The sequence below is a fragment of the Nonomuraea sp. NPDC003201 genome (assembly GCF_053590415.1).
In genome coordinates, this window is sequence record NZ_JBSFTC010000349.1 from 1 (window position 1) to 10,693 (window position 10,693).

At 70.3% G+C, this 10,693-nt stretch carries 9 protein-coding genes, 1 tRNA gene and 1 pseudogene; 8 read left to right on the top strand and 3 right to left on the bottom strand.

Annotated features, from left to right (window positions below; all coding sequences use genetic code 11):
- Positions 1-484 precede the first annotated feature (484 nt).
- Positions 485-1,231 (bottom strand): DUF2071 domain-containing protein, encoded by a 747-nt coding sequence (locus ACWDX9_RS53310; RefSeq protein WP_449969750.1) that lies wholly within the window; start codon positions 1,229-1,231, stop codon positions 485-487.
- Between the two features lie 302 nt (positions 1,232-1,533).
- On the opposite strand from ACWDX9_RS53310, the gene ACWDX9_RS53315 reads away from it, so the two are divergent.
- The 7 genes from ACWDX9_RS53315 to ACWDX9_RS53345 all read left to right on the top strand — a co-directional run bounded on the left by ACWDX9_RS53315 (position 1,534) and on the right by ACWDX9_RS53345 (position 7,262).
- Positions 1,534-1,607 (top strand) — tRNA-Met (locus tag ACWDX9_RS53315).
- A gap of 71 nt (positions 1,608-1,678) precedes the next feature.
- Positions 1,679-1,843 carry a 50S ribosomal protein L33 gene (gene rpmG, locus ACWDX9_RS53320; protein ID WP_019632658.1) on the top strand — a complete coding sequence of 55 codons (165 nt, stop codon included), beginning with the start codon at positions 1,679-1,681 and terminating at the stop codon, positions 1,841-1,843.
- A 1,243-nt stretch (positions 1,844-3,086) separates the two neighbouring features.
- The gene (locus tag ACWDX9_RS53325) at positions 3,087-3,536 is read left to right on the top strand and encodes a MaoC family dehydratase N-terminal domain-containing protein (protein WP_192789633.1); all 450 of its coding nucleotides are present in this window, start codon (positions 3,087-3,089) and stop codon (positions 3,534-3,536) included.
- 1 nt (position 3,537) lies between these two features.
- Positions 3,538-3,966: a MaoC family dehydratase gene (locus ACWDX9_RS53330; protein ID WP_350733726.1), complete on the top strand. Its 429-nt coding sequence runs from the start codon at positions 3,538-3,540 to the stop codon at positions 3,964-3,966.
- Positions 3,967-4,077: 111 nt separating this feature from the next.
- Positions 4,078-5,307 carry a hypothetical protein gene (locus ACWDX9_RS53335; protein WP_449969753.1) on the top strand — a complete coding sequence of 410 codons (1,230 nt, stop codon included), beginning with the start codon at positions 4,078-4,080 and terminating at the stop codon, positions 5,305-5,307.
- A gap of 11 nt (positions 5,308-5,318) precedes the next feature.
- Entirely contained in the window at positions 5,319-6,356 is a 1,038-nt protein-coding gene (locus ACWDX9_RS53340; protein ID WP_449969756.1) for a UDP-N-acetylmuramate dehydrogenase, read from the top strand.
- Between the two features lie 324 nt (positions 6,357-6,680).
- On the top strand, positions 6,681-7,262 hold the full coding sequence (locus ACWDX9_RS53345) for a TMEM165/GDT1 family protein (RefSeq protein WP_364265660.1): 582 nt from the start codon (positions 6,681-6,683) through the stop codon (positions 7,260-7,262).
- Here ACWDX9_RS53345 and ACWDX9_RS53350 read toward each other — a convergent pair.
- Together ACWDX9_RS53350 and ACWDX9_RS53355 are read right to left on the bottom strand one after the other, a co-directional pair.
- A complete protein-coding gene (locus tag ACWDX9_RS53350) occupies positions 7,248-10,100 on the bottom strand; it encodes an ATP-binding protein (protein WP_449969758.1) in 2,853 nt (950 codons plus the stop codon). The two genes, ACWDX9_RS53345 and ACWDX9_RS53350, sit on opposite strands and share 15 nt — an antisense overlap.
- A gap of 115 nt (positions 10,101-10,215) precedes the next feature.
- Positions 10,216-10,362 (bottom strand): hypothetical protein, encoded by a 147-nt coding sequence (locus ACWDX9_RS53355; protein ID WP_357753286.1) that lies wholly within the window; start codon positions 10,360-10,362, stop codon positions 10,216-10,218.
- A 199-nt stretch (positions 10,363-10,561) separates the two neighbouring features.
- Here ACWDX9_RS53355 and ACWDX9_RS53360 point away from each other — a divergent pair.
- Positions 10,562-10,693: pseudogene (locus ACWDX9_RS53360) on the top strand (deoxyribose-phosphate aldolase); the annotation flags it as partial.

The window sequence follows — 10,693 nt, forward strand, 5'->3', positions numbered from 1 at the left end:
GCCTTGCGTCGCCACGCCGCCTTGCGTCGCCACGCCGCCTTGCGTCGCCACGCCGCCTTGCGTCGCCACGCCGCCTTGCGTCGCCACGCCGCCTTGCGGGGGTGCGCTCGCCTTCCGGAGGCCGCCCTCGTCCTCCAGAGGAGCGGCCCACCCTGCGATGCCGCGCCCACCCTGCGGAGGCATGCTCACCCTGCGGGCTGCTCGTCTTGCGGCGCCACACCCGCCCTTCGGAGACGCGCTGGCTGGGCTGGGCCGCGCCCACATTCAGAGGCCGCCCACGCCCGGGGCCTATCCCCTGCGCCGCCCACGCATTCGGAGGTCACCCCGCCCTGTGTCGCGTCCGCCCTGTGGAAGAGGCCCGGATGGGCTGCGGCGCACCCACTCCGCGGGTCGGGCTCGCATTTGGGGAGGGGGCGAGGCGCGTCCCGAGCGGGCGTCAGGGGAAGGGCGTGCCCCGCGTACCGGTCGCGGCCGAACCGCGTGGTCACCCGTGCGGGTGGAAGCGGTGCGGTGGGGTGTGGATGTCGAAGGGGATCCGGGCCTGCGCCAGGACCGAGTGCGGGGGCGTGTCGGGCGTGATCAACCCCAGGCGCTCGAAGAAGGGAAACCTGGCGACGGTGGCCTCCAGGTGCCGGGGTCGCATGACCGGGTGCCAGATGCTGTAGGCGCCCACCCTGCCGTCTCTACGCCGGTACCAGCCCTCGGTCGGGTGGGTGAGTTGCTCCAGCCAGTCCGAATCGTCCGTGAAGCCGTCCAGCAGCGCCGGGGCCTGCGGAAGCTCGACCGCCTCACACCGGCCATCGGTGGACTCCAGGCGCCAGCGGACCGGGGTGCCCAGCCAGTCGGCGCCGATGCGGATGTGGTCGCGGTGCCACGGCATGCCCCACAGGTGCTGCGGGATCGCCACGACGGGGTGGTCCAGACGGGTACCGAAGAACCAGACGCCCGCCTTGCCGTACGCGGTGACGTAAGCCCGGTAGTTGATCTGCCCGCAGTTGATCGACGCCTGCGGCAGGAACCGGAAGTGGAAGTCCCGGTCGCGGAAGGCGACGGCGGAGACCAGGGCTCCGGGCCCGTCCCCGAAGGTTGCCTCCATGGGCGCGAAACCCTCGGGCAGGTGCCGGGCGAGCGCGTCGGCGTCCACCCGGTAGCTCACGATCGCGAAGTCCTCCAGATCCGTGTGCGCGTGGTGCCAGCGCGGACGTGGCCGGGGAGTGCCCACGAAGCTCATGCCCAAAAGGTACGGCTCTTACGGCCGCACGGGGCCGGGCGGGATCATGTGCGCCACGGCGAGAACCAAGGCCTCTCAGGGGTTGTGCGCGTCGCGCCGGTCGCTGCTACGCTTGCCTCCTCCACTGCTTGATCTTCAGGTGGAGTCGGCTGTTCGGGGGCGAGCATCGCCGATTGGTAATGGATTTCGGTTGTCGGGGGTTCCTGAGGCATACTGGGAGCACCCCACCCGATCGGGCGAGTTACGAATGTGCTCGCTGTGTCGGGTATCCTCTACGGGGCCGGGGTCGTTACCGGCCCAAAGGCGGAGTAGCTCAGTCAGGCAGAGCAAACGGCTCATAATCGTTGTGTCGCCGGTTCAAGTCCGGCCTCCGCTACTGCCCACTCCCAGGTCATCAGGCCTGGGTACGGGCGTGTCCATGTCCCGAACGTAGAAAGGCACTCCCAAGTGGCTGCCACCGACGTTAGGCCGAAGATCACGCTGGCCTGCCAGGAGTGCAAGCACCGCAACTACATCACGCGGAAGAACCGGCGCAACGACCCGGATCGGCTTGAGCTGAAGAAGTACTGCCCCAACTGCCGCTGCCACCGCGCGCACCGCGAGACCCGCTAGGTCTCCGGGCAGGGCTTCTGCCCCACATTTCGTCATATCGCACAACCGGCGTCCTATCACAGGGCGCCGGTTTGTCGCGTCTGTACGGGGTTTCAGCGACTCCCCACGGGCCCCAGGGGCCCCTCTGAACGCTGATGGACGGCGCGGATGGGTGGAGTGGCCGTCGGCGCCTTGGGACGGTGGGGTGGGCGCCTTGGGGTGTTCCGGTGGGCGCCTGGTGTGTTCGGGGTGGGTTGGTCCCAGTTCGGCGCGCCGCCGCCGGGCTCAGGTCGCCACCCAGACGGGACAAGCCGGCACCTTGATGGGTGACCGGCCCCTTGGCAGTCTGCGAGCGTCGTGACCGTGAGCGGTTGGCCTCCTGGGAGGGGGCGGTGGGCGTCGGTGACAGTGGCCGGTCCTGAGGGGTTGGTTGGCGCCCTGATGGTGGTCGGCCGCATGCGGGTCGGTGGGTGCTGTGACGGGTGCCGTGATGGTGGTTGGCCTTTCTGGGACGGGCGACGGCATCGTGACGCTGGCTGGCCCTGTGGGGGCGGTGGGCGTTGTGACGGTGGGCGTCCCGAGAGGGTCGGTGAGCGCGCTGAGTGCGGTCGGCTGTGCGCTGGTCAGTGGGCGCTGTGGCGGGTGTCGTGACGGTGGTTGGCCTCCTTGGAACGGGGCGGTGGCATCGTGACGCTGGCCGGCCCTGTGGGGGGCGCTGGACGTTCTGGCGGTGGCCGCTTCCGAGAGGGTCGGCAGGCGCTGTGACTGGGGTCGGCTGCGTGTGGGCCGGTGCGCAGTGATGTGGTCGGCCGGGTGTGGGTCGGTGGGCGCAGTGATGGTGGCTGGTTCTGTGAGGTTGGCGGGCGTTCTGAGGGTGGTCGGCCGCGCGGGACATCGGGCGGCGTGACGGGTGCCGTGACGATGGTCGGCCCTGAGAGTGCCGTGATGCTGGCCGGTCCTGAGGGTGCCGTGGCGATGTCGGCCCTGGGGGTGCCGTGATGCTGGCTGGTCCCGAAACGGTCGGCGGACGCGCTGACTGCGGGTGGCCGTGTGCGGGGCAGCGGGCGCAGTGACGGGTGGGCGGTGTCGTGTGCGCTGGCCGTCGTGCCGAGAGAAGGCGGTGGTTATGGCGGGAGTTTTGGAAGGGCCCAGCGGCGGGAAAGTTCGCGGGGCAAAATCAAGATAATCACCAGCGACAGCCGAACCTTGTTCTGTTACCGTCGGCCTCAGCAGCGCTCGGTTGGTGACATGCGAGGGAGCACTGATGGCCTTGAACCGAGACTTCGTGGGCAGGACCTATTCGCCCAGCGCGCCGTACGAGGTCAGCCGGGTGAAGATCAGGGAATTCGCCGCCGCGATCGGTGACAACAACCCGCTCTACCGGGACAAAGAGGCCGCCCAGGCCGCCGGATATCCCGATGTGATCGCGCCGCCCACGTTCCCCATCGTGTTCAGCCTGCAGAGCGGGGGCGAGGCGCTCGTCGATCCCGATCTCGGGCTGAACCTCGCCATGGTCGTCCACGGCGAGCAGCGCTTCGAGTACGTCCGGCAGGTCTGCGCCGGGGACCAGCTCGTCACGACCGCGACGATCACTGACATCCGCACGGCCGGGCGGAACGAGCTGCTGACGGTCAGGAGCGAAGTGACGACCGTCGACGGCGAGCCGGTCTGCGTCACCTACAACACGATCGTCGAGCGCGGAGGGGCCGGTTGAGATGACCGCCACGGTGAAGTACGACGAGGTCGAGGTCGGGCAGGAGATCCCGGCCGCCGATTACAACGTGCGCCGGCTCAACCTGGTGATGTACGCCGGGGCTTCCGGGGACTTCAACCAGATCCACTGGAACGAGCGGTTCGCCAAGATGGTGGGGCTGCCCGACGTGATCGCGCATGGGATGTACACGATGGCGCAGGCCGGGCGGTTCGTCACGGACTGGGCCGGGGATCCCGGGGCGGTGGTGGACTTCGGGGTGCGGTTCTCGTCGATGGTGGTCGTTCCCGACGACGATCAGGGGGCGACGGTCTCGGTCAGCGGGGTGGTGGAGGAGAAGCTGGAGGACAAGCGGGTGGTCATCGGGCTCACCGCCAGGTCGGGCGATCAGAAGGTGCTGTCCAAGGCCCGCGCGGTGGTCCAGCTGTCCTGACGCGGCGGCCGGCCGGGTGATATTTCGGGCGGGTCTCGGGTACGCGTGACGTCTATGAACGAAGCCGCGCGACGAGTTTGGCCCACAGTTCGATCGATCCCCGTTTCCGCTGTGACCGATGCCAAGCCGCCCGCCCACCTTCGGCCGGCGCGGGTCGAGAGGGTGGCGGGCAGCTCCGGCACCGGACGGGACACCGCGGGCGGCACCGAAACCGGGACTGTCGGCGCAAGGGCCAGGGCGACCGAAGCCGGTACGGCCGACACGAAGGCCAGGGCGACCGAAGCCGGTACGGCCGACACGAAGGCCAGGGCGACCGAAGCCGGTACGGCCAGCGGGAAGGCCAAGGTGACCGAAGCCGAAACGGCCGGTGCGAAGGGCAAGGCGGAAGGGGCAGGGGCGCATGCTCGGCTTGATCCCGCTGCCGAGCTGGGCTTTTCCGGCGATCCCGGGCAGCGGGGCGACACGGGTGACACCATGCTGCACGCTCAGCGCGTCTGGGACAGCTCGCTGGCCACCAACCGCCTCGACGAGCTCGGCGTCAAGCTGGAACGCCAGCGTACGGAGACCAAGGACGTCACCGTCACCGTGAGCCTGCTGGTCGACGGCTGGCCGGAGGACGTCAGGAAGAGCGTGGGATCGATCGTCGAGCACACGAACGCGCGCGTGCTCGCCTTCGACCTCGGAGACGTCGACGGCGCCGGTGAGGTGCTGGACGAGCTGGCCGACCGGCATCCGGACCGGATCGCCGTGTGGCACGTGGCCGAGGAGCCGCACTGGCGAGGGGGTACGGCCACCTGGGGCGAATGCCGCGCCAAGCTGCTGCGGCTCGACGAGGCGGACGTGCACGTGCTCATGGACACGAACGTCGAGCTCTGCGGCGACGCGCTGACCCCGCTGGTCGCGGCCGTCGCGGGGGGCGCCGTGGCGGCCGGGTGGAGGGGCGTGGACTTCCCGGACGGGGAGCCGGAGCCGGTCCGCGTGGTGGAGCCGGGGCCGGGCACGGCCGGGCCAAGGAGGGTGCGGGCGCTGACGGGGGAGCTCATGGCGGTACGCCGGGCCCCGGCGCTCGGAGCCCTGCCCGAGGACGCCGGCTACGGCAGGAACGCCGATCTGGCGCTCTCCCTCGCACTCCAGCAGGAGCCCCACCAGCAAGGGTCCCTCCAGGGGTCCAACCAGCAGGGGTCCAACCAGCGAGACCGGCAAGGGCGCAGAGAGCTGGTCGTGCCCGAGGAGCCGCTGCCCGCCGTGCGGCTGGGATCGCACGATGTGGACCCCGACTACGACGCACGGGAGTCCCGCCGGAACTTCGACCGCGTGCTGCGCATACTGGGCACCTCATAAGCTATTGGCCCATGGAGATGCTCGCGCCGTATACCACGCTGCGCCTAGGCGGCCCCGCCCGCGACTTCGCCGAAGCGACCACGGCGGAGCACCTCGTGTCCCTGGTGGCCGAGGCGGACATGAAGGGGCTGCCCACGCTGGTGCTCGGCGGGGGCAGCAACGTCGTGGTGGCCGACGAGGGCTTCGACGGGCTGGTCATCAAGGTCTCGACCCAGGGCGTGACCGTCTCGCGCGACGGCGAGCAGGTGCTGGTCACGGTCGAGGCGGGCGAGGACTGGGATCCGCTGGTCGCCCGCGCCGTGGCCGAGGGCTGGTCGGGCATCGAGTGCATGTCGGGCATCCCCGGGCTGGTCGGCTCGACGCCCATCCAGAACGTCGGCGCGTACGGGCAGGAGGTGGCCCAGACCGTCTGGTGCGTGCGTGCCTACGACCGCCGCACCAGGCAGGTGGTGGATCTGGAGGCGCGGCAGTGCGGGTTCTCCTACCGTGACAGCGCCTTCAAGCGCGACCTGGCACGGCACGTGGTGCTCGCGGTGACGTACGCGCTGGATATTTCGGAAATGTCCGGCCCGCTGGCGTACGAGGAGCTGGCCCGCAGGCTGGATGCGGAGCCCGGCGGGAGGGTGCCGCTCGCGCAGGCCCGTGAGGCCGTGCTGGCGCTGCGGCGCGGCAAGGGCATGGTGCTCGACCCGGACGATCCCGACACCCGCAGCGCCGGCTCGTTCTTCACCAACCCGATCCTCGCGCCCGAGGAGGCCGCGGAGCTGGCCTCCCGCGCCTCGGGCCATCCGCGCTGGGAGCTGCCCGGCGGGGCGGTCAAGGTGCCCGCCGCGTGGCTGATCGAGCAGGCGGGCTACCCGAAGGGGTACGCGCGTGGGCCCGTACGCATCTCCACCAAGCACACGCTCGCGCTGACCAACCCCGACGGGGTCGCCACCACCGGCGACCTGATCGCGCTGGCCAGGGAGGTCAGGGACGGGGTGCGGGAGAAGTTCGGGGTCACGCTGGTCAACGAGCCTGTGCTCGTCGGCTGCGAGCTCGGGGAATAGGAGTCCGGGGGAAGCTCGGGGTCGCGCTGGTCAACGAGCCCGTGCTCGGGCCTCGGGGACGGGGGGACGGGAGAAGGCCGTGCTCGGGCCTCGGGGAATAGGTCCCGTTCGCGGGCTGTTATGGTTGGTTGGAATTTCCGAAGGGGAGTAGTCCCAATCGTGTGATCGACATACTGGCGCTTCATCGCGCCCGGTCACACGGGCCTCATACGGGCGGACGAGACCTTCGGCCTGGCAGTTGTGCAATGAGACGCTGCCGGGCCGAAGTCGTGCCCGAATCTCCCCGGGTCGCCGCTTCCGGCTCGGTCGCGCGGAAGGGGACCGTTGGAAGCGTTCTGGATCAGTCTTGCCGTCATCTTCGTGGCCGAGCTCGGCGACAAGAGTCAGCTCATGGCGATGACGTTCGCGACCCGTTTCAAGATCTGGCCCGTGCTCGCGGGCATCACTATCGCCACGACCCTCGTGCACCTGGCCAGCGTCGCCCTGGGCGGGCTGATCGGTGACGCGCTGCCGACGACGGCCATCGCGGTGGTGGCGGGGCTGGCCTTCCTCGGGTTCGCGGCGTGGACGCTGCGCGGGGACGAGCTGACCGAGGACGAGTCGAAGAAGGCCCAGCGCACCACCAGGAACGCCCTGATCGCGGTGACCGTGGCGTTCTTCCTGAGCGAGCTGGGCGACAAGACGATGCTGGCCACCATCACGCTGGCCACGCAGCACGGCTGGCTCGGCACCTGGATCGGCTCGACCGTCGGCATGGTGGCGGCGGACGCGCTGGCGATCCTGGTGGGACGGCTGCTGGGCAAGCACCTGCCGGAGAAGGTCATCCGGTACGGCGCCGCGGCGGCGTTCGCGATCTTCGGCGTCGTCCTCCTGGCGGAAGCGCTTATCGGATCAGGGGGACAGTAGCGAGAGGCGGTGGGCCGCGGCGGCGGCCTCGCCGCGGGTGGTGACGCCGAGCTTGGCCAGGATGTTGGACACGTGCACGCTCACCGTCTTCGCCGAGATGAACAGCTCGGTCGCGATGTCCCGGTTGGTCCTGCCCTGGGTCACCAGCCGCAGCACCTCCAGCTCGCGCGGAGTCAGCAGCTCGGAGGGCTCCTGGGCGGGCTGAACCCCGCCCACCCGGCGCGACAGCGCCTCGATCTCCTCGATCAGCGGCGTCGCGCGCAACGCCTGGGCCAGCGGGCGCGCCACCTTCAGCCGGGCCGCCGCCCCCTCGCGGTCGCCCCCACGCGCGGCCGCGGTGGCCGCCCGCAGCAGGGCCTTGGCCTGGTTGTGCGGGCGGTTGAGCCGCTCCCAGGCCGCCGCGGCGGCGTCGAAGTCGCCGGTGTAGGACAGCCGGTACGCCTCCACGACCGGCCCGATGACCGACAGCTCGGCCGCCACCTCCGCGGCCAGCTCGCGCACCGCGGCGGCCCGTTCGGGCTCGGTGGCCTCGGCGGCGTCGCAGACCGTGCGGAGCAGCGAGAGCAGCCGCCAGCTGAGCATGGCCTTGCTGGACTGCTTGTGGTGCGAGAGCACGCGCTCGGCCACGCTGAGCGCGGCCCCCGGCTCGCCCTTCGTCAGGTGCCAGCCGATGTGCAGGCGGGCGTTGTTGATGATGTCCTGGACGAACTCCTCGGGCCGGTCCTTCAGCACGCCGACCTCTGACAGGATGCCCTCGACCAGTTGCAGCTCGCCCCTGGCCAGGGCGATGTCGGCGCGGACGCGCAGGAGCGCGTACCGGTGGCGCAGGACGGGGCCGTGACCGAGCGCGCCTTCGATGATCTCGATGGCTTCGTCCCAGCGGCCGATCGCCTCCAGCGCCTCGGCCCAGTTGTTCTTGATGAACAGCCCGCTGCCGCGCAGCCTGCCGTATTTCTTGGCGAGCTCCCAGCCGTGCTCGGCCAGGCGCAGCGCCTCCTCGTGGCGGCCCATGTCGATCAGCGCGTCGATGTTGTTGCCGACCGCCCTGGTGATCAGGCGGGCGGACCCCGCCGCCGTGCCGATCTCCAGCGCCTGCTCGTTCACGGTGATCGTGGACTCGTTCTCGCCGTTGAGGGAGTGGCCCAGCGCCAGGTTCATCAGCAGGTCGGCTTCGAGGCAGCCGTCGCCGAGCTCCCTGGCCAGGCGCAGCCCCTCGGTGATCAGCTCGCTCGCCTCGGCGATCTCGCCCCGCAACATGAGGTGGCGGCTCAGCACCGAGACCACTTCGGCGCGGTCGGCGCCGTTCTCGGGCACGAGCCGCAGCGCGTGCCGGAGGTCCTCGATGACGCCGAGCTGCCCCTTGGCGTTCTTGAACCCCACCCGCCGCACGATGAGCTGCGCGACGCGGCCGGGCTCCTTGGCCTCGTCCAGCTCCGACAGCGCGGCCTTGACGAACTTGGCGCCCTTGTCGGCCTCGCCGCCGGCGTTCGCGGCCTCCGAGGCGCGTTCGAGGACGGCGGTGTGGTCGGCGTCGATGAGCTCGGCCGCGTCGGGCACGCGCTCCCACAGCATGAGGACGCGTTCGAGCAGCGGGACGGCCTCGGTGTACGCGAACGCCTTGAACGACTTCTGCGCCGCCTCCCAGGCGGAGATCAGCGCCCAGGTGTCGTTGCGGGCGCCGTACCAGTGGTGTGCCAGCTCGACGGCGGCGCGGCCCGGCGGGACCAGCCCGCGGTCCTTGGAGATCTCTTCGGCGAACCTGGCGTGCAGCCGCTGGTGCTCGCCGGGCAGCAGCTCGTCGTGCACGGCCTCGCGGATGAGCGAGTGCCTGAAGACGTAGGCGCGGTTGTCGGCGATCTGCAGGACGTTGCCCGCGATGGCCGGGCGCAGCGCGGCCTCCAGCTCGACGTCGGACAGGCCGCTCACGGCGGCCAGCAGCTTGTGGCTGACCCGGATGCCGCCGGCGGCGGCGACACGCAGCAGGCGCTGGGTCTCCTCGGGCAGCCGTTCGACGGAGTTGAGGATGAGGTCCTGCATGGACTCGGGGAACGCGCAGTCCTCGCCCTCCAGCATGGCCTCCACGAACAGCGGGATGCCCTCGCTGCGCTCGTAGACCTTCTCGACCTTGGCGTACTGGGGGACCTCGCCGAGGATGCCGGCCATCTGCTGGGCGACCTCGTCCCGCGACAGGCGGGGCAGGTCGAGCCGGTGCACGCCGCTCACCCTGCCCAGCTCGGCCAGCACCGGCCGGAGCGGATGCTGGCGGTGCAGGTCGTCGGAGCGGTAGGTCATGACGATCAGCACCTGCGGGGTGTGCAGGTTGCGGCTGAGGAAGGCGATGAGATCGCGGCTGGACCTGTCGGCCCAGTGGATGTCCTCGATGACGAGGACGGTGGGACGGGCGAGGGCCAGGCGTTCGAGGAGGGTGAGGAACTGCTCGAAGAGCCGGGCGCGGCCGGTGTCGGTCTCGCCGTCGCCGCTCGGCTCGCCGAACTCGGGCAGCAGCCGCGCGAGATCGCGCTCGGCGCCGTCCGGCAGCAGCCCGGCGACGGCCGCGGGGCCCTGCTCCCTGACGAGCTGCCGGAGCGCGGCGGTGAACGGCGCATAGGCCAGACCCTCCGTGGACAGCTCCACGCAGCCGCCGAACAGCACGTGGGCGCCACAGGCCTGGCACTGCTCGGCGAAGCGCTGGATGAGCCTGGTCTTGCCGACCCCGGCCTCGCCGCCGAGCAGGACGGCCGTCACCGTGCCTTTTCGTGCCTCGTCGAAGCTTTCAGACAGAGCCGCCAGCTCCTCTTCCCGCCCGACGAAGACGGGACTGACAGAACGTCCCCGCATGTCATCCAGCATGTCATGCCCGATCGATTACTTTCGACGCTTTTATGGGGGTCCCTTTACGGGGGTTTCGAGGCCCGGCCACGAGGGAGGTGGTGGCCGGGCTCTCGTGGGATGGTCATGAGAAACGGAGCTTGCCGAAGACCGAGCGGCGCTCGGACTTGTTGGCCCTCTCGGCCTCGCGTACCCGCCGGTGCTCGGCGGCGGCCCTGCGGAGCTCGCTCGCGTGGTTCTTCATGAGCTCGTACTCGATCTCGGGGTGCATGGTGTGTCTCCTGAAATTTCGTGCTTCTTCCTGACACCTTTAAGACTCGGTCTAAGGCCCTGCCTGCCACATCGGGTGGATGCCTTATCTCCGGTACGCCGACGCGTACGACATGCCTAAGACCCCCGGGGCCGACCGCCTAAGGCGGTCCGGTTTGGAGCTCACGGCCCTGGTCGGCGATGCTGTGTTGGTGTCAACTGTGACTACCTCGCTCGCGGACGTCGCCTCGTCCGACTCGGCGTTGCGAGCTTTCCTGCACGGCCTGCCCGGGGTTGACCGGGTCGGCGCGGACCAGCGGGCGGCGATGCTCGGCACCCGTTCGATCAAGACC

Bases quoted from the DNA above. Each gene is read 5' to 3' on its own strand.
- ACWDX9_RS53330 (WP_350733726.1), top strand. From the start codon at position 3,538: ATGACCGCCACGGTGAAGTACGACGAGGTCGAGGTCGGGCAGGAGATC.
- ACWDX9_RS53340 (WP_449969756.1), top strand. From the start codon at position 5,319: ATGGAGATGCTCGCGCCGTATACCACGCTGCGCCTAGGCGGCCCCGCC.
- ACWDX9_RS53355 (WP_357753286.1), bottom strand. From the start codon at position 10,362: ATGCACCCCGAGATCGAGTACGAGCTCATGAAGAACCACGCGAGCGAG.
- ACWDX9_RS53325 (WP_192789633.1), top strand. From the start codon at position 3,087: ATGGCCTTGAACCGAGACTTCGTGGGCAGGACCTATTCGCCCAGCGCG.
- ACWDX9_RS53350 (WP_449969758.1), bottom strand. From the start codon at position 10,100: ATGCGGGGACGTTCTGTCAGTCCCGTCTTCGTCGGGCGGGAAGAGGAG.
- ACWDX9_RS53310 (WP_449969750.1), bottom strand. From the start codon at position 1,231: ATGAGCTTCGTGGGCACTCCCCGGCCACGTCCGCGCTGGCACCACGCG.